This is a genomic window from Gordonia sp. CPCC 205515, from assembly GCF_048537925.1.
In the GTDB taxonomy this organism is placed as follows: Bacteria; Actinomycetota; Actinomycetes; order Mycobacteriales; family Mycobacteriaceae; genus Gordonia.
In genome coordinates this window covers 17,359-35,587 of sequence record NZ_JBCLVJ010000028.1, presented here as the reverse complement: position 1 = coordinate 35,587, position 18,229 = coordinate 17,359, and the positions used below count along the sequence as shown (strand labels likewise).

The following is an 18,229-nucleotide window of genomic DNA, read 5'->3' as shown; positions in this document are numbered from 1 at the left end:
GTGGCCGACCAGATCACGCTGCGGCAGTGGAATCGGACGCTGTTGCATCGGCAGCACCTGCTGCGTCGCGTCGACGAGGACGCGATCGAGGTGCTCGACCGCTGTGTCGGATTGCAGGCCCAGGACCCGAAGGCGCCGTTCTACGGATTATGGTCGCGCATAACCGAATTCCGCCCGGCTGAACTCGACGCGCTGCTCACCGAACGGGAAGTGGTGCGGATCGCGCTGTTGCGGGGGACGGTGTTCCTGGTCGACGGCGAGGACGCCCGCTGGATGCGGCCGGCCGCCCAACCCGTTCTCGATGCGGCGCTCGTCACCCACAGTCGCCGGCTCGTCCGGGCGAGAGTCGACGACATCCTCCGGACTGCAGCCGAACTCCTCACCGACACACCGGTTTCCGCGTCAGACCTCGGGCAGCGCCTCGCCCGTGCGTACCCGGGCGAGGACACCGCGACCTTGGTCACGATCGCCCGCTGCGGCCTACCGCTGGTACAGGTGCCGCCCCGGGGACTCTGGGCGGGTCGCGGCGCGCCCACCTACACGCTGCTCGACGCCTGGATCGGCGACGGCAGCCCGGCGGTCACCGGCGACGAGGCGCGTAAAGATCTGATCCGCCTGTACCTTCGGGGCTTCGGCCCGGCCACGGTCAAGAGTATCCAGACGTGGTGCGGACTCACCCGGATGCGTCCGTTGATCGAGGCCATGGAGTCCGACTGGGAACTGGTCACGCTCGCCGGGCCCGACGGCGCCGTACTCTACGACCTCGAGGGCCTCGATATCATCGACGAGGACACCGAGGCGCCGCCGCGGTTGATCGCGCCCTATGACAACATCCTTGTCGCCCAAGCCGATCGTCGTCGTATCGCCGATGAGGACCTCTACCGGTCGCTACAGACCACCAATGGGATCTCCCCGGGTTTCGTCCTCGTCGACGGATTACTCGCGGGCACCTGGGGATTCGACGACGCACGGCGGGTCTCCGTGCGCCTCGATGTCGAACCCCGCCGCCGCGAACGCGCCGCGCTGGATGAGGAAGTGCAACGGCTGCAGGACTTTTGCGACGGTTCCTAGCCTGGCTTACAGCTAGCGCCCGGTGCGCGGATTGCGGCCGGTGATGCAGTAGTGCCGGCCGATCGGGTCGGCCATCACGGTCCAGTTCGGCCGATGCTCGACGACCCGCGCGCCCCATCCCTCGTGACGTGCCACCTCGTCCTCGATGGCGGTCGCGGCGACATCGAGGTGGGCGGTGGCGCGCGTCTGGATGGAGTCGGGTCCGTTGCGTTGCAACAGGATTCCCAGCGCGAATCGCGGATCGCGATGCAGTGCCGTCAATTCCGGACGTGACGTTGGCTCGGTCGGTTGACCGAAGAGTCGCGCCCAGAACACGAGTTCGCGGTCGAAGAGTGCCGGTGGCACATCGATGCAGACCTGATCGATGAGGCTGATCGTGTCGCCCGGCCACCGGATCGGCCGGGACCGCTCCGACTCCCCGTGCCATTCGACGATGCAGAACTCGAGGCCCGCCGGCGACTCCAGCGTCAGATGCCCGTCGGTGGCGTCGCGAATGGCATTGGCACCCAGAGCGATCGCCTCGGTGGCCGCGGCCCGCGGATCGTCGACGGACAGATCCAGGTGCACACCGCCGGGTCCGTCGTCGATCCGCTGCACACGCAGATGGGGGTCGCCGTTGAACGGTTCGAGCGACGCGAACTCGCGGTGCGCGCCACGGGGCGGCGACACCGTACTGCCGGCGATGGCTCGCCAGAAGGTGACCTCGGGTCCGAACTGCTCCGCCGGGAAATCGAGGAATGCGGTGAGCCAACGGATGTGCACGCCGACGAGTCTAGTGGTGCGTCTCGGAAATACGTGGCCACCTATTTCCGAGACACACCACCAGGACGTGGATCCCATTCCGCCACTACACTCGCGAACATGAGCGCAAGACCGTGGACACGGTTGACCAAACGGATGGCGGCCAAGCGCGCCGATCGGGTGGCGGTGGTGCGACTCGACGGAGCCATCGGTATGGCCGGCATGGGGCGCCCCGGGCTCACCACCGACACCGTCGAACCCATCCTCAAGCGCGCTTTCGACACCGAGCACGTCAAAGCGGTCGTCATCGTCATCAACTCGCCGGGTGGCTCACCGGCGCAGTCGGAGTACATCGCCGAGCGAATCCGGCAACTCTCGGCCGAGAAGGGTGTCCCGGTTCTCGCGTTCTGCGAGGATGTCGCAGCCTCGGGCGGCTATTGGATCGCCTGTGCCGCCGACGAGATCTTCGCGGCGCACACCTCGATGGTCGGCTCCATCGGCGTCGTGTCGTCGGGGTTCGGCCTCGCCGACGTCCTGACCCGCTTCGGGGTGGAGCGTCGGCTCTACACGAGCGGCGCCAACAAGGCCCGGCTCGACACCTTCTCGCCGGAGCGCCCCGAGGACGTCGAGTGGCTCAAGGCCCTGCAGGCGCAATTGCACGAGGCCTTCATCGCCTGGGTCCGGCAGCGTCGCGGGCGCAAGCTCACCGGCCCCGACACCGAACTGTTCAGCGGGGACATCTGGGTGGGGGAGCGGGCCGTCGAGGTCGGACTCGTCGACGCCATCGGGGTTATGCGGTCGGTCATCTCCGAGCGCTACCCGGATGCGGAGATCGCCATGATCGAAGCACCCAAACCGATCCTCGCGCGGCTGACCGGTGCGCAGGTCACCGTGCCCGGATTGTCGGCAGGGGTGGTCTCCGGGGCGTTGTCAGCCGCCGAGGCATGGCTTGCCGATGAGCGGGTGCGCACCCAGCTGCGCTGACGCCCTGCGTGGTTCTCCCCAAGTTATCCACAGGCAGTTCGCTGTTCTGTAGCAGATTTGAACTGTGACGTGGTTTACACGATGGTGAATCATCTGCCCGGAGGACAGCCGGATTCGTGACACCGATCACAGAGCAGGCCGTCTCGATGTGGTTCGGGTCACAGCCAAGTCACGGTTTGACCCGCGGTTTTCCACAGTTTCCACAGTCTCATCCACAGGTTGACAGTGCGGCAGGCATACCGGGTGCCCGTTTCGCAAACCAGCATGTGGATAGTTATATGTAGGTCGTCATAGTGGTGGCTTGCGAGATCTGCACAAGTCGTCGTGTGGGTCCAGTCGAGAGATTTGTGCACAGGCTGTGCCACCATGGTTCGGTGAGCATGGACGACATCCGACAAGTACCGGTGACGGAACTTCCGGACGATTTCAGCGAAGAAGTCGGCCGCGTTCTGCTCGATGTCCGAGAGGACGACGAGTGGGCGGCAGGACATGTCCGGGGCGCGTTGCACATCCCCCTCGGCGACGTGCCTGCCCGCCTCGACGAGATCGACCTCGACGCCGAACTCCTGGTGGTCTGCCACTCCAGCGGCCGGTCGATGCGCGTACTGCAATACCTCGATCAGGTCGGCTATCACGGCGACTGTGTCCGCGGCGGCATGCTCGCCTGGGTCGAGAACGGCAAACCGGTCGAGACCGGAACCCCCGGCCCACAATGATCGACCTGTGTCCCCGGTGCCGCATCCAGGCGCCGCATCGTCCCGGCCGTGAGCGTTGTCCGCGCTGCGGCGGCCCCCTCGACGTCGTCGGCGCCCAGCGCCCGGCACCCCGTGCCCAGCACCCGGCACCCCCGCCGCGACCCCGCGCCCAGCAACCCGCCCCCCGCGGCCCGCGCAGCGATCGGGTCTACCGCAGCCGGCATGTCCGTTGGGTCGCCCGCCGTCCACCGGAGTCCATCCCGCCCCGCCGCCCGGCCGTGCCGAGCGGACCACGACTGATCCCGCGGTACGTCTACCTGCCGCACTGGGGACTGCGCGACGTCCCCGCTGCACCGGCCGTCGAGCGCGACCGCACTGAGGTGCTCACCGACACTCTGGTGCGGGCGCTGCGACTGCTGGCCGTGGTGTTGTCGGTGGCCGCGGCCGTGCATCTCGCTCGCTACCTGCTGCTGGTCGTCAACAAGTCGACACCCGTACCGGGCTGGACCGACCAGGTGACCGCGTACCTGGTGCTGTTCGCCGGGCTGTTGGCCCTCATCGTCTTCGCCTACGCCACCGTGGTCTTCGTGCGCTGGATCATCGATCTGCGGGCCGACGCCTACCGACGGCATCACCTGCGCGATCCCCGACGGCGTTGGCTGGTCGCGCTGCTGGCCGGGATTCCGTTGGTCAACGTGGTCGGTGCCGGGCTCCTGCTGCACGAGGCGGCCGAACAGCGCGACGACCTCGATGCCCCGCTGACCCGTCAGCGACTCACGAAACTCTGGGTGGCGTGGGCGATCGTCAACGTGGTCGCGATCGTTGCACTGGTCACCCGACTCGTCGCCTATCTCTCCGACTCCATCCAGACCGGTGCCAACGCGCTGCTGGCCGTCGTCGTCAGCTCGGCCGTGTCGGCGGTGTTCGCCTGGTGGATGGCCGGCCGGATCACCACCATCTTCGGTGCTGCCCAACCGGATTCGGTGCCCGATCAGCGATGGGTGATGGTCGCATGACCGGCGGTGTCGAACAGATCTCGCGGTCGGGGAAACCCGCTGTGGTTGCGCATCGGGGCGCGTCCGCCGATCGTGCCGAACACACCCTGGCCGCCTACGAACTCGCGCTGACCCAGGGCGCCGATGGTCTCGAGTGCGATGTCCGACTCACCAGCGATCACCAACTCGTCTGCATCCACGACCGCACCGTGGACCGCACATCCGACGGGACCGGCGCAGTCAGCGAGATGTCGCTGGCCCAACTCCGCGAACTCGACTTCGGCAGCTGGCACGGCTCCGGCGAGACCGCATCGGTCCTCACCTTGCGGGAACTGCTGACGCTGACCCTGGATTGGCGTCGCCCGGTGCGGCTGTTCATCGAGACCAAGCACCCGGTCCGGTACGGCAGCCTCGTCGAACAGAAGCTGCTCGAGACGCTGCACGAGTTCGGGGTGGGCACCCCGCCGTCGGCCGATCACAGTCGCGCCGTGGTCATCTCGTTCTCCTCGGCGGGGGTGTGGCGCATCCGACGGCACGCCCCGATGCTGCCGACGATCCTGCTCGGCGACACCGCCCGATTGTTCGGCGGCAGCGCCGCAACTGCGGTGGGCGCCACCGGAATCGGGCCGTCGGTCGACACCCTGCGGCAGTATCCGGCGCTGGTTGACCGGGCGGCCGCGGCCGGGCGGGTGACCTACTGCTGGACCGTCGACGAGCGCGTCGACGTCCAGTTCTGCGCGGACATCGGCGTGCGCTGGCTGGCCACCAACAAACCCGCGCAGGTACGGGAGTGGCTCGTCACCGTCGACTGACATGAGAGGGTGGGGGCCATGGCGAAGAAGAGCAAGCGCGGCAGCGGACCGCGCCCCGGAGGTAATCGTGCCGAGCGGGTGGCCGCCCGCAAGGAGCGGCAGGCGGCGGCGATGGCTCCCCCGCCGCGGCCGTTTGCCGGCCTGGCCGCCGAATGTGACCTCGTCGCCCTGCGCTCCTTCGTCGCGTCGGCCACCGCGGTCCTCGATCTCGTCGAACCGGGTGCCCCCGCTCCCGTCCTGACTGCCAACGTGCCGTCCGACGAGGTGCCGGCCACCCCGCCCGCACGCCCCGCCGGGGTGCGCAATGACGTCGTCGTCGCGACGATCCTGCCCGGCGCGGTCCCCGCCCTGGTGCGGGAGAACCCCCGGATCGGTGCCGAGGGGATGGTCGGGTTGCAGACCGATCCCGAGCCGACCGATCTGCCCGGCTCGCTCGCGGACGCGATCGATTGGGCCGCACACGCGAATGCCGGTGCCGACTATCGTCCCGCGGGCACCGAGCAGACGCTGACCGACCTCATCGCGCCCGACAGCACCCTCGACATCACCGTCTACGACGACTTCGCCTGGTGGTTCGCCGAGGGCACCGACGTCCCGGCGGAGGTCGCCGCAATGCTGCAGCGCGCCAACGATTCGATCATGCCGACCGCGCGACTGACCCCGAAGAGCGGTCTGGGTGCCCCGTGGTGGGTGGACGCCGGTGAACGCGCCCATCTGCGGTGGGTGCGCCCCGAAGCCGAGGACGACCTGATGACCGCGCTCGCCCGGTTGCATGCGGCCGGACAGCTCACGCTCGGCGAGGGGTCCCGGTTCGCCGGATCGTTCCGCACACACGGTCTGCTGGTGCCGGTCTTCGACCTCGACAACGAACTCCACCACGAGGAGTGGTACCCCGGGGTGGATCAGTTCGACGAGTGGCTGGCGCAGGCGCTGAGCCAGACCGGTGAACTCACCGGCGCCGAACGGCGTTCCCGCGACGGCATCCGCGGCCGTCAGGTCACGCTGCGTTAGCGGTTCCGCCCGCGGTCGGCCGGTACACGCCCATGTACTGCATGCCGATGTTGTCCGTGCGCATCGGCGAAATGTCCACCGGGTCACCGGCTTCGATCAGTGTGCCGTCGCCGAGCGCCATGGCGACATGACCGCTCCAGACCACCAGGTCGCCGGCCTGCGCCTGCCCGTCGGGAACGCGTTCGCCGACCGCCTGGTTTTCGGCGGTGCGCGGAATCTCCACGCCCGCTTGCCGATACGAGTACTGGGTGAGGCCACTACAGTCGAGCCCCTTGCCGGGGGTGGTGCCACCCCACACGTAGGGCACACCTCGCTGGGTCAACGCCGCGCGCACCGCGTTCGCCGCCTTCTCGTTGGGCGCCGTGACCACCTTGCCGTTGGGCAACGTCAGCTGGACGCCGCCGCCGGGCAAGTTCTTCGACGTGATGGATTGAGCAGCAATACCTTTCCCGGCTTCGCTGCCCTTCGACGAGGACGCCACCGAGCGGGCGAGGCCGGTTGCCTCCTTGTGGCGCTTGGTGAACTGCCGCTGTTCGGCGGCCTGCTCGTCGGCGACCTTCTGCAGCTTGCGGGTCTCGCCTGCGAGGTCGTGGCGGACGCGCTTGATGATCGTGTCGGCCCGCTGCAGATGGTTCTCGGCCAGTTGGATCAGCGCCGGAAAACCCGCCGGGGTCAACACCATCGGGGACGCATTCACCGATTCGACGAAGGAGTCGATGACCCCGCCGAGATCGGTGTATCCGCCGCTGATGAGTTCGGATGCGGTGTCGGTGACCGCAGCGATGTGGTTGCCCCGGTCGGACACGTGACCGGTGTCGGTGTGGGCCGTGCTCATGGTCGACACGACCTGCGCCGCGGCGGGACTGTTCCAATGCTGGTCGAGTTCCAGGGTCGATCGTGCGGATTGGGCGCGCACACCGTCGAGCACATCGCTGGCGTCCCGGAGCTGGGTGGAGGGCCCGTGGAACGGCATCGAACCGGTGCCGAACGCCTGCAAGAGGGCATGCAGCGGAGCGAGCAACAGAGCGACCGGGATCATTACGCCTTCACCTGGGTTCCGTCGGCGGGTGCGGTGGTCTGTGCGGTGGCGGCTACGGGCCCAGAGGTATTCAGGCTGCTGAACAGCTGACTGGCCTCGCCCATGCGCTCGGCGTACCGATCAGGAAACGCACTGCGCTGCACGGCTTGCGCGCGATCGCCGGGCGACCCCGACGTGCCCTTCAGCTGCTCGTAGTACGACGTCGCGGCGTCGTCGACGTTCGTCCGGTTGCGGCCGTTGACCGTCCACGGGGCGAAGTCGCGCTGCTGGAAGACACCCACGCTGTCGCGATCGCCATAGGTGATGTTCTGCAGATTCGATTCGACGATGCCGGTGGCGATGGCCGACTTGATCTCGTCGTCGGACATGCCCATCTTGTGGCCGCGGTCGATGATGATGCGCGCGACCTGCTCACGGGTGAGGCTGTTGCTCGTCGGGTCGAGGCCCTTGCCGAGGTTGGCACTCGCGCCGGCCAGCGACTTGGCGGCCGAACCGACCCCGCCCAACTGCTTCGCGTTCTGACTGTCGGTGTCGGAGTAGCTGTTCGCGGCACTCATCACGGCCCGCCCGATCTCCGAATAGCGCTTGCCGAGGTCGCCGATCTGACGATTGTGCGTGTTGGTGACCAGCGAGGCGACGGCCATGAAGTCGGCCCCGATCAGACCGAACACCGAGGTCATCACGGCGGTGTCGAACTCGCCACGTTTCCCCTCGACGGATACGGTTGTGCCACGGTCCTCGGTCCGGACCCCGAAACTGTGGACATCGTCGAGTTCCACATTCAGTTCAGCCACTTGTCCCCCTACATCGCCGCCCGGCGACACAAACAACGCATGTAGGTTATCAATTCTGGTGTCCGATCGAGAATCATGCGATCGAATGGACGACAACGAGGGGGAGCCGACCATGCGCAAACCGCTGATCGTGGCGATCGGGGGTGCAGTCTGCCTGGTGCTCGCACTGATTCTGGCGCTCAGCGGCGTGATTCCGCTGTCCACATCGGGGCAGGCGGTGGCCTCGGCACCCACCCGCGCGCAGCACCAGCTGAATGACGCGACGCTGCCGATGGCCGATGCACCGGCCGCCCAGTACTCCGGCGAGATGGCCGTGGACGGCCGCACCCTCGCGGTGCAGGATCTGACGGTCACCGCGGCGGGTGACGTGTCCGGCAAGATTGCCGTCAACCAGCAGCCCGCCGAGGTGCTCGAGCTCGACGGCACCACCTACGTGAAGGCCGGTGCCGGGTTCTGGGAGGCGTGGAACTCCGACGGACCCGACAACATCCGCCGCGATTCGACCGGGGCCGCGGGCAATTGGGCGATGGTGCCCCCGGGCTTCTTCGGCGTCGACCTCGGCACCTTGCTGCGACCGTCGTCGTTCGCCCTCACCTCGCAGGATCAGGACGATCGCATCCAACCGGATGCCCCGACCACGCCTGTCGCGGCAGGCGACCAGACACCGGACCGGCGTGGTACCCCCACCGGCGACCCGGCGGATATCCGAATCGGTCCGATGCAGGACGATGGCCAGACCATTGTGGCCGGACAGAATCCGGTGCGGCTCAACCCCGATGGCACGATCTACGGCATCGCCGGACCGGTCCGTACCGCGCCTGCGGATCGGCCGACCACCAGCAAACTGAAGGTGACCCTGCTCAGCAACGACGGCGTCACCGAGTTCTACGCCACCGTGCAGGGACTCAAGGATCCGCTGTCCAAGGTGGCCGCACCCGAGGTGAACGTCCCCAAACCTGTCGGCAACCTGGACAATTGCACCAACACCTACTGTCTGCTGGTCTACAACTTCAGCAACTCGATGCCCGGCGCCGACCGCGGCACGGTGACCATCGTGCAGACGTCGTCGCTGACGGTGAACGGCGCTCCGGCCGGAACCTGCACCCGCACAACGACGATGAAGATGAACGGCACCGGGATGTCGCAGTGCGTGTTCACCTTCGCCGACCCGCGCACTCGCACCATCAACTACCATGCCGACAGCAACTTCACCATCTCGGCGACCGCAGAGAAGGACGTCACGGTGATCGTGCAATCCGCGGAGCGGGGGCGTGACGTCGCGACCAAGCAGCCGGGCCACTGGTTCCCTGTCGGCTACAAGCTGGACCCCAACGCTCGCCGATTCAATCAGCAGATCACCGGCAACCCTTCGGGTTTCGCCTATCTGGTGGGTGACGTCCCGTTCGACGGCCGGGAAACCGACGGCACCTTGCTGATGACCGCGGCACCCGGCTACGACTCCCACGTGTCCGCGGGCGGTGTCTTCGACCCGGCGTGGCCGGGCACCGCTCAGCTGCTGGATCAGGCGAAGAAGGCCGCCGCGGCCGGCGAGGGTCAGCCGGTACGCTGGGTGTTCGCCGAGCAGCGGTCCGCGGGAGCAGCATCGAAGCTGTTGGCGGACAACGGCATCAGCGGGATCCAGGTGGTCACGGTGCCGTTGGCCGGGGCGTGATCCTCAGCCCCGCTGCAACATCCCCAGCACGGTGTCGAGTGCGGCGTTGATGTCGGCCGACTCGATCCGCATGAGTGCTTGCTCGTCGAGTTCGTCGATGCCGACATCGCCGGTACTCAACCGATATTCGCGTTCTTCCTCCGCTGCCTCGAGCACGTTGCGGATGAACCGGCCGTTACCGGCGAGGTCGATGCTGCGACGCACTTCGCCGCTCTGATCCATCCGGGTCGTCTCGTAGAGCGGCGCCACCCGTGCGATGAGTACGTCGAAGGCGTCGTCGGAGATGATCGAATCCCGTTTGTGTGCCATGAGTTTCCCGATCCGGGCGAGCTCTTCGGGGGCGTAGGAATCGAATCGGATCCGGCGGGCGAAGCGGGAGGCGAGGCCGTCATTGGATGCGAGGAATCGGTCGATCTCGCCGTCATAGCCGGCGATGATCACGACGAGACGGTCGCGATCGTTCTCCATGCGGGCGAGTAGCGTGTCGACGGCTTCGCGGCCGAACGCGTCGCCGCCTGACAAGCCGGTCTGGATGAGTGTGTAGGCCTCGTCGATGAACAGCACGCCGTCGAGCGCACGGTCGACGAGGGCGCCGGTCTTGATGGCGGTCGAACCCAGGTGCTCGCCGACGAAGTCCCGGCGGCTGGCCTCGACCACCGTGTCAGTCTTCAAAATGCCCAGCGCACAATAGATCTTGGCCACGATACGAGCGATGGTGGTCTTGCCGGTACCGGGCGGTCCGGTGAATGCGAGGTGCTGCGAGCGGGCGCCGCTGGCCAGTCCGCGCTCGGCCCGCACCTTCGCCAGCGACGCCGCCGACTCGAGTTTCGCGACCTGGGCCTTGACCGATTCCAGACCGATCTGTTCGTCCAGTTCGCGCTGGGCCTCGGCGAGCAGATCGGGCTTACCCTCGCTGGGTGCATCCGGCTCGGCGGGCACCGAGTCCGGGTCCCAGCGGTCGGTGCGCTTGTCGATCTCCTCCTTGGAGGTCACGACGATGCGGAACTTGGGGTCCGCCAACGCCTTTCCGTTGTCGGTGAAGTCGGGTCGGCGCGAGTAGACGGTCTCGAACACGGCGCGCGCCTCGGGCTCCTTGCCCATGTCGCGCAGACACAGTCCGCGGGTGAACATCGCCATGGGTGCGATGTTCTCGATCGGGCCGGCCTCGGCGGCCTCGAGTCGCTTGACCGCTTCGCCGAACAATCCCAGCTGGGCGCAAGCGGTGCCGACCATGAGGTGACCGGCCGCTGCCATGTACTCGTCGGTCCAATTCGCCGAGCCGGCAAGCGCGGTCAGCACGTCCGGCCACCGCTGGGTGGTGAAATGCAGGCGGCCGCGGGCGAAGTCGACGATCGGCGGCTTGCTCGCGGGGTCAACCGAATCGAGGGCTTGCTCGGCCTCGTCGTAGTCACCCTCGGTGATCATCGCGAAGGCGTAGGCAGCGGCGGCCTCGGCGGGGTCCGACACCGGATAGTCGATGTGGAAACCGGTGGACACGCGACCGAACAGCGTACGCGGCGTCAAACCCAGACGACGCTGCTCGACGAACAGCGACTCGCGGTGCTTGAAGATGTTGAACAGCACCTCGGTCGACGCATCGCCGGTCGCGAGGCGCCCGAGCCACGCGTCGGCCATGATCGGTGCATACTCGGTGGCCCGCTTGAACGCGAGCGACGCGTATCGCTCATCACGTTGCGTCTCTTGGCCATCGACGGGAATGCCCCAGGCCAACACACCCGCGTCGAACACCCGGCGGGCCTGCATCAGATCTGCCATTTACATTGGCCTTACTACTGGTAGTGCTGTTCGGGCGTGGATTCGGCAACCGCGAAGTCCTCGGCCACCGTGGCGGCCAGTTCGACGAAAGATCGTCGGGTCGTCTTGTCCAGCAGGGACAGGTCGACTTCGGCGCCTTCGGCGAGGTGGTCATCGTACGGGATGATCTGTACGGCCCGGGTGCGTGCCAGGAAGTGCTGCGCCAGACGATCGACGTCGATCTTGGTGGAATCCTTGCGGGGTCCGCTGAGCACCACCACCGCGCGCGACACGAGATGTCCGTAGCCGTGGGCCTCGAGCCAGTCCAGGGTGGCGCTCGCGCTGCGCGCGCCGTCGAGCGCAGGCGTCGACACCAGGATCAGCGCCTGCGCGAGGTCGAGGACGCCGTTCATCGCCGAATGCGACAGCCCGGTCCCGCAGTCGGTGAGGATGATGTTGTAGTACCGCTGCAGGACGCGCATGACACTGCGGTAGTCCTGCTCGTTGAAGGTCTCGGCGGTGGCCGGATCACGCTCGGATGCAAGCACTTCCAGGCGACTGCTGGACTGCGAGGTGTGCCGTCGGATATCGGAGTAGCGGAAGATCGAATCGTCGAGTAACACGTCGCGGACGGTGGACGCGGTCTGCAATCGAACCCGCTGCGAGAGCGTGCCCAGGTCGGGGTTCGCGTCGACCGCGATGACCCGATCGCCCCGCAGGTTGGCGAAGGTGGAGCCGAGGCCCACTGTGGTGGTGGTCTTTCCGACGCCGCCCTTGAGGGACAGCACCGCGATCCGGAAGTCACCGCGTACCGGCGCATTCACCTGGCGGACGAGATGGTCGTAGTAGACGGTCTGTTGCGATTCACCGGGATTCACCATGCCGCCGGTGATCCGGTGCACGGTGCGCCGCCAGCCGGAGCGGGGCGCACGCCGTGCTTTACGGAGCAGCGCCGCGGATTCCAGTCCGTCACCGGAGTTCCCGGCTCCGTAGCCCGGTCCCGCATGGCCCGGGCCACCGAAACCCGGTGCGCCGAAACCCTGCGGTGCGTAGTGCGGTGCCGGTGCGTGTTGCTGCGGTGGGTGGAACTGCTGCTGTTGCGGTGGTGGGCCGTCCGGCCGTCCGGCGGGAGGGCCGGCAGGTGGGCGCAAGTGCCGGTCCGGTGCTGCCGGTGGCGCAGGCTGGGCCGACCGCGGCATCGGCTGGGGTGCCAGGGGCTGCTGCGGCCTGGGTTCCTGGGGGATCGGCGGCTGCGGCATCGGTGGCTGGGGCATCGGTTGTTGCGGCATCGGGAACTGGGGCACCGGGGGTTGCCCCTGCGGAGCCATCGGTGCCTGGGGCATGGGTGACTGCGGTTCCAGAGGTGCCTGGGGCGGTGCCACGGGTGCCTGCGGCATGGGTGGCTGCGAAATGGGTGGCTGCGACATGGCCGACGCTGACGGCTCGTCGGTCACCACCCGCAGCGGCGGTCGCGGCGTGTCGACCGAGGGCTGCTGAGAAGGCGCGTCGTACGATGAGCCGTCCGCGTAGTCGTCATCGAAATCTCGGTCGTCGGTGAGCGGCGGTGGCGGTGGTACGTTTGCCCCGCCACCGGCCAGCCACGGTGGCACCGCAGGCATCCGGCTATTGTCAAACGTCACGATTGTCCTCGCATCCCCCATATCGACACCCCAGGTCCAACCCCCCACTATAGGGCCGAGGGTTGCCCATAGCGGAATCGTCATTCACGGGAATGGATTCGCCGCAGGCGTTATGCGACCATCGGGAGCACGACAACAGGGGGAACGATGACGACCGCAGCCAGCAGGGACGGTGCGTTGCGGGTGGTGACCACCGAACAGGGCCTACCCACCGCGCTCACCATCGACAACGCGCAATTGCGCCGGGATCCACGGGCACTCGCGAAGGATGTGCTGCGGCTGTGCCGTCAGGCCGCGCAGCGGGCGGGTCTCGAACGGCGCGCACAGATGGTCGAAGAAGGCTATCCGGCGCACGTCATCGAACTGTTCAACCTGCCCAAACCCGAGGACGTGGCGCGCGAAGAGATCGTCACCGAATGGGAAGACGGCTACGACACGTCGAGCTGGATGAGGTCGGTATGAGCTGGGCCATGGACGAATTGGAGGCGCGGGCGCGACGCCAGCTGGACAGCCTCAACTCCGTGAGTGAGCGCATGGCGAGTGTGCGGGTCAGCGAACGCTCGCCCGACGGTGAAGTACTCGCCGTCGTCGACGGCAATGGTGCGCTGATCGACCTCGAGTTCTCCGATCGCATCTCCATGCTGACGGGCAAGCAGCTCGAACAATTGGTCGTTGCCACCGCAAACGTGGCCTGCCAGAAAGCATTTGCCTCGCGGGCGCAGATCATCGAAGAGTTCAACGCGGAGTTCGCGGATCTCGTTGCGCCCCCAGAGGCTGCAGGTAGCGCGTCGACCGAGTAGACCCACGTCACTCGATAGCGTAAACTACGGATTCGCTACAGCAATGTCGGGGAGCATTCACAGCGTCTGTCGATCGTTCAGATGACGCGTGTCGGTCACGCGACCCACAGGGTAAGCACGCACTATCGAAGGTGCGATACGGTGGTCCACGCGACGGACAAAACGGGGATTGGGGGACAGTCGTGAGTGATGTGCTAGCAGATCCACTGGGGATTTCGGCGTACGGGGATGCCGAGGCCGCCATCGCGGCCGAGATCGCCAGCGCCGGACTTGTCGATGTCGCGGCGATTGCCGGAATCCTGACGCCGACCTTCGGGCTCCTCGGGGCCGAGCACGTGGCCGCCACCATCGTCGCGATGACCACGAATCTCTTTGAAACCGGCCAACTTGCGGCGGTGCATGCAGGCCAGGCCGCCGCCGCCTTCGGGTCTGCGGCCGCCTACACCGCCACGGATACCAGCCACGCGGAGTCCCTCAACGGCATCGCGGCGCTGAACCTCTGACGGCGGGGTCGCATCTTCCCATGACGCACTCGGGCAAAACGCCGTTCGAGAGCACCAACTCACTGGTGCCGGCACCCATCGACCAGTCCTTGATCGAGATGGTCAATCACAGTCCGCTCGGGCCGATTCTGAACACGCCGGTCAGCAAGGTGCTCGCCGATCTCGGACTGCCGCCATTGCCGGTGGCGCCGCCGCCGGTCCCGGCGATGCCCGGCCTGCCACCGTTTCCGGCTATCAACATCGACGATCTCTTCAAACCGGTGACCGATCTGTCCCAGTCGATCGGCTCAGGCAACCTGGGCGACAGCGGTTTTGATCCGACCATGATCTTCACCGGACTCTCGACAATGATGCAGAGCACCATCGGGCTGTCCAGCGGTGCGCTCAAAGCAGCGGACGCCGTCTGGAAGGGTAACGCGGCCACCGCCAACGCCGGCAAGTCGGCCTCGGCCGCCACCGACGCCGCAGCCGTCAGCACCAAGTCGTCCGATGTCGCCGTCAACACAACCAACGGTGCGGGCACCGTTGCCACCGGGCGAGCCTCGATGGATGCGGTGCTCGCCGAGTTCTCCGCCGAGGCCGCCGCCGCATTGGCAACCGGACCGACTTGTCCGCCCCTGCTCATCGCCGCCGCGATCAAGGCGTTGAACAGTGCGATCGCGGTCATCACCGGCACGAAATCGGCTCTCGCGCCGCAAACGGCCCAGCAGCTCGCCAACGGGACCCAGATCCCCATCACCGGCGCGCCGAACAGCCCGTCGCCGTTCGGCATCGCCGCGACCGTGCTCGAGAGCGTGGGACAGCCGCTGTCCAGCTTCAGCAGCACAGGGTCGCAGTTAATGGGCTCCATGACCAAGCAACTCACCTCCGCGGCGGTGAAAACCACCGGGGCCAAAGACAAGAAGGACGGCAAGGGTACAACGCCTGCCTCCCTTGCCCACGGTGGCGGCGCCCTGGGCGGCGGTGGCGGAGCCGGCGGCGCCGGAGCGAAGAAGGCCGGCGGTGGCGGCGGCGGAGTTGGTGGTGTCGGCGGGATCGCCACACCGCTGTCCGCCCGCCCCGGCGTGCCGAATCTCAGCACTGCGGCGGTGGGAGAAGCCGCGGCACCGACTACACCGGGCGCACGCGCATCCGGGATCGCTTCCACCACAACTTCGTCCAACGGCGGCATGATGCCGATGGGCGCCGGTGCGGCGGGCGCGGCCGGCGCCGCACGCGGTGCCGGAAGCGACGACGGGCACGGCTCACCGGACTTCCTCGTCACCGCCGAACACGGGTCAGAGGTGGTCGGCGACATGCCGAAGGCGGCGCCCGCGGTTCTCGGTGGTGAACACGAGACCGAGGTCGAGTCGCCGGATATCGATCTGCGGCTCTAGGCCGACGGCACCGCTTCACAAACTGCACCACGTACACAACCAGGGAGGGACACCGAAATGAGCGACAACCAACTTTCCGTCGATCCGCAGCAATTGCACTCGGCGGCAGCCAAACTCGACGCACTCGCGGATCGGCTGGACAAGACGCTGACCGCGCAGGTACCGGGTCTGAAGGTGCCTGCGGCCGGCTCGGACGAGGTGTCGGTGCGCGCGGCATCGAGCTTCAACAAGGTCGCCGACGAGTTCGCCTCCGACGGCGACAACTCCGCCCTCGAACTGCGAAAGATCGCCGCCGTACTGCGCCTGCAGGCCAACAGCTTTGGGCGTGCCGAAGACTCGAATATGCAGACCTTCCTCTCCTGAGGCCGGTTACGTCGACACACCGTTCTACTGATACATCGTTGGGGATGAAGCCATGATCGTTGGATTCACCGGAGTGATCTGGGAGGCGCGGCCGGCCGATCGGCTCGCGCACGACCTGCACGACGGGCTCGGTCCGGTGCATCTGGCCGAAAGCGGTGCTGCCTGGGCCAAACTCGGCGCCGAACTCGTCGACATCGGAGTGGAGTACGGAAAGATCCTGGCCGACCTCGGCCTGCATTGGGAATCGTCGTCGTACAACCATGCCTTCACCAAACTCACCCAAATGGTGCCGTGGTTCGCCGACGCCGCGAGTCATGCCGCTTTCACCGCGGGCAAGGCGGAGGAGCAGGCGGTGGCCACCACCGTCGCACTGACCGCGATGCCCAATCCGGTGGAGATCGCGGCGACCGAGGCGATCCAGGATGCGTTGTCCCACGTGCATATGGCGGCCGGCTCACCGCTGCACGCGGTGGCCGCGGATACCGAACGGGCGCATCAGGATCAGAAGCAACGCGCCTCACGCGTCATGGAGAGCTACGAGCGCGCCACCACGCAGGTGTCCGCGCCGTGGCAGCAGCCCAATCCGCCCAAGATCGTCGCGGCCGACGCGTTGAACGCTGAGGTGGCTGCGGCGCGCGAAGCGGCCGAAAACGCCAAGGCTGCAGTACCTTCCGGAATTCATGCGGGCCTCGCTGCGGCACCGGCCATCGGTGGCATCCGCGGTGGCGTCGCAGCCGGCTCCTATCAGCGGGAGAAGACCAAGTACACCGCGGTCGATCTGGCTGCCGAGGTGTCGCCCGCGCCGGCGGCCGCCCAGTCCGGTACCGGCATGTCAGCCGAGCCCACTCGGTCGGCGATGCCCATGGCGCCGATGAGTGCGGCTGCGGCACAGGGCAATCGCGACGAGGACGTGCACCACGCAGAAAGCTACGGTGTCACCGCTGCGGCCACCGGTGCGACGGCGTCCGAGGTGAACCTGCCCGCCGGATGGGTGCAGGCCGATCAGCACGACTCCGCCGTCACCTGGTCCGACATCGCCAACCGGTACGAGACGCCCAAACCGACACTGCCCGAAGGGGTTTTGAACCTCGGCAACACGGTCGCCCCCGCGGTGCTCGGTGCACCCGACGGAGGTGGGCCATGATGATGTGGGACACCACGTCTGACACCCGGGTCACGGTGTCCGCAGACGCGTTGTGGCGGGTGGGTGAACTGATCGACGTGCAGATCTGGCCCAGCGTGCTGAACATGTCCCTGGCCTACGACACCATCGAGGCCTACCAGGACGGAATGCGCCGCGCGGAGGACGAACTGCGCGGCGCCGGCCTCCTGGGGCCCGAAGGCGTCGACGACGGACTGCACCTCGCACTGCAGGTTCTCACCCGCAGCGAATGTGGTTTGCAAGCACGGATTTTCGGCACCGACGGCGTGCGCCGCGTGGCGTTGGCGCGCCGTGGCCGCGACCACGTGCTGGCCCTGCGATTCGGCGACTCCATCACCATCGAGACGGTGGCGGTCGACGGCGTGCAGACCGCAGCCCAACGGATCATCGCCTGTCTGGGTGACGCCACTGCCGCCGACGTGGGATCCATCAGTGCGCCCACCGGTGACGTCGTGCGTCGACTCGATGAGGCGACCACTCCCGCCGGGTACACCGATGCGCTGTACGCGCTCGGTGCCGACGAGCGCGAAGCAATGAAACTTGGTACTGCCCTTGCCGATTGCCACGGCTACACGGAGATCGTGGCCGTCGAATCCTGGGAGGGCCGTACCCAACAGTCGTCTGGAGCTGTCGTTGTCTACGAGACCGTCCGCGGTCGCGTGGTCGGCAGTCCCAGCGTGTCACCGGACGGTCAGATGTGGACGACACTGTCCGCTGGTTCGGGACATCGCATCAAGCAGGCCATCGGCCTGCTGGTGGAAACCTTGCCGAGTGGGCAGTGGATGCCATGACCGTGGGGCGGGGGAGGAACATCGG

19 protein-coding genes are annotated in these 18,229 nt (G+C 67.2%); 14 read left to right on the top strand and 5 right to left on the bottom strand.

Annotated elements, in window-relative coordinates; translation table 11 throughout:
• Nucleotides 1-1,071, top strand: a complete 1,071-nt coding sequence (locus AAFP30_RS28450) for a winged helix DNA-binding domain-containing protein (RefSeq protein WP_419233420.1) — start codon at nt 1-3, stop codon at nt 1,069-1,071.
• A 12-nt stretch (nt 1,072-1,083) separates the two neighbouring features.
• Here AAFP30_RS28450 and AAFP30_RS28445 read toward each other — a convergent pair whose 3' ends face one another.
• Nucleotides 1,084-1,833, bottom strand: coding sequence for a VOC family protein (locus tag AAFP30_RS28445; protein WP_419233419.1), 750 nt, complete (start codon nt 1,831-1,833; stop codon nt 1,084-1,086).
• 99 nt (nt 1,834-1,932) lie between these two features.
• On the opposite strand from AAFP30_RS28445, the gene AAFP30_RS28440 reads away from it, so the two are divergent.
• From AAFP30_RS28440 to AAFP30_RS28420, 5 genes are all read left to right on the top strand, one after another.
• Entirely contained in the window at nt 1,933-2,796 is an 864-nt protein-coding gene (locus tag AAFP30_RS28440; protein ID WP_419233418.1) for a S49 family peptidase, read from the top strand.
• Between the two features lie 380 nt (nt 2,797-3,176).
• Nucleotides 3,177-3,512: a rhodanese-like domain-containing protein gene (locus tag AAFP30_RS28435; RefSeq protein ID WP_419233440.1), complete on the top strand. Its 336-nt coding sequence runs from the start codon at nt 3,177-3,179 to the stop codon at nt 3,510-3,512.
• Complete coding sequence (locus tag AAFP30_RS28430) at nt 3,509-4,507, top strand: DUF4328 domain-containing protein (protein ID WP_419233417.1); 999 nt, start codon at nt 3,509-3,511, stop codon at nt 4,505-4,507. Before AAFP30_RS28435 ends, AAFP30_RS28430 begins: the two co-directional genes overlap by 4 nt.
• Nucleotides 4,504-5,298 carry a glycerophosphodiester phosphodiesterase gene (locus AAFP30_RS28425; RefSeq protein ID WP_419233416.1) on the top strand — a complete coding sequence of 265 codons (795 nt, stop codon included), beginning with the start codon at nt 4,504-4,506 and terminating at the stop codon, nt 5,296-5,298. Before AAFP30_RS28430 ends, AAFP30_RS28425 begins: the two co-directional genes overlap by 4 nt.
• A gap of 18 nt (nt 5,299-5,316) precedes the next feature.
• Nucleotides 5,317-6,309: a DUF5926 family protein gene (locus tag AAFP30_RS28420; protein ID WP_419233415.1), complete on the top strand. Its 993-nt coding sequence runs from the start codon at nt 5,317-5,319 to the stop codon at nt 6,307-6,309.
• Here AAFP30_RS28420 and AAFP30_RS28415 read toward each other — a convergent pair.
• Together AAFP30_RS28415 and AAFP30_RS28410 are read right to left on the bottom strand one after the other, a co-directional pair.
• Nucleotides 6,296-7,348: a C40 family peptidase gene (locus AAFP30_RS28415; RefSeq protein WP_419233414.1), complete on the bottom strand. Its 1,053-nt coding sequence runs from the start codon at nt 7,346-7,348 to the stop codon at nt 6,296-6,298. The two genes, AAFP30_RS28420 and AAFP30_RS28415, sit on opposite strands and share 14 nt — an antisense overlap.
• A complete protein-coding gene (locus AAFP30_RS28410; protein ID WP_419233413.1) occupies nt 7,348-8,142 on the bottom strand; it encodes a type VII secretion target in 795 nt (264 codons plus the stop codon). Before AAFP30_RS28410 ends, AAFP30_RS28415 begins: the two co-directional genes overlap by 1 nt.
• Before the next feature lie 85 nt (nt 8,143-8,227).
• On the opposite strand from AAFP30_RS28410, the gene AAFP30_RS28405 reads away from it, so the two are divergent.
• Complete coding sequence (locus AAFP30_RS28405; protein ID WP_419233412.1) at nt 8,228-9,814, top strand: hypothetical protein; 1,587 nt, start codon at nt 8,228-8,230, stop codon at nt 9,812-9,814.
• Between the two features lie 3 nt (nt 9,815-9,817).
• Here AAFP30_RS28405 and eccA read toward each other — a convergent pair whose 3' ends face one another.
• Together eccA and AAFP30_RS28395 are read right to left on the bottom strand one after the other, a co-directional pair.
• Nucleotides 9,818-11,590, bottom strand: coding sequence for a type VII secretion AAA-ATPase EccA (eccA, locus tag AAFP30_RS28400; protein WP_419233411.1), 1,773 nt, complete (start codon nt 11,588-11,590; stop codon nt 9,818-9,820).
• A gap of 14 nt (nt 11,591-11,604) precedes the next feature.
• Complete coding sequence (locus tag AAFP30_RS28395; RefSeq protein WP_419233439.1) at nt 11,605-12,996, bottom strand: AAA family ATPase; 1,392 nt, start codon at nt 12,994-12,996, stop codon at nt 11,605-11,607.
• A gap of 360 nt (nt 12,997-13,356) precedes the next feature.
• Between AAFP30_RS28395 and AAFP30_RS28390 the strand changes: the two genes are divergently transcribed.
• From AAFP30_RS28390 to AAFP30_RS28360, 7 genes are all read left to right on the top strand, one after another.
• Nucleotides 13,357-13,671 carry a hypothetical protein gene (locus AAFP30_RS28390; RefSeq protein ID WP_419233410.1) on the top strand — a complete coding sequence of 105 codons (315 nt, stop codon included), beginning with the start codon at nt 13,357-13,359 and terminating at the stop codon, nt 13,669-13,671.
• A complete protein-coding gene (locus AAFP30_RS28385) occupies nt 13,668-14,009 on the top strand; it encodes a YbaB/EbfC family nucleoid-associated protein (protein WP_419233409.1) in 342 nt (113 codons plus the stop codon). Before AAFP30_RS28390 ends, AAFP30_RS28385 begins: the two co-directional genes overlap by 4 nt.
• A gap of 182 nt (nt 14,010-14,191) precedes the next feature.
• Nucleotides 14,192-14,512 carry a hypothetical protein gene (locus AAFP30_RS28380; RefSeq protein WP_419233408.1) on the top strand — a complete coding sequence of 107 codons (321 nt, stop codon included), beginning with the start codon at nt 14,192-14,194 and terminating at the stop codon, nt 14,510-14,512.
• 20 nt (nt 14,513-14,532) lie between these two features.
• Nucleotides 14,533-15,888 carry a hypothetical protein gene (locus AAFP30_RS28375; protein ID WP_419233407.1) on the top strand — a complete coding sequence of 452 codons (1,356 nt, stop codon included), beginning with the start codon at nt 14,533-14,535 and terminating at the stop codon, nt 15,886-15,888.
• A 57-nt stretch (nt 15,889-15,945) separates the two neighbouring features.
• On the top strand, nt 15,946-16,251 hold the full coding sequence (locus AAFP30_RS28370) for a PE family protein (protein WP_419233406.1): 306 nt from the start codon (nt 15,946-15,948) through the stop codon (nt 16,249-16,251).
• Nucleotides 16,252-16,303: 52 nt separating this feature from the next.
• Nucleotides 16,304-17,395, top strand: coding sequence for a PPE domain-containing protein (locus AAFP30_RS28365; RefSeq protein WP_419233405.1), 1,092 nt, complete (start codon nt 16,304-16,306; stop codon nt 17,393-17,395).
• On the top strand, nt 17,392-18,204 hold the full coding sequence (locus tag AAFP30_RS28360) for an ESX secretion-associated protein EspG (RefSeq protein WP_419233404.1): 813 nt from the start codon (nt 17,392-17,394) through the stop codon (nt 18,202-18,204). Before AAFP30_RS28365 ends, AAFP30_RS28360 begins: the two co-directional genes overlap by 4 nt.
• The last annotated feature ends 25 nt before the right edge of the window (nt 18,205-18,229 follow it).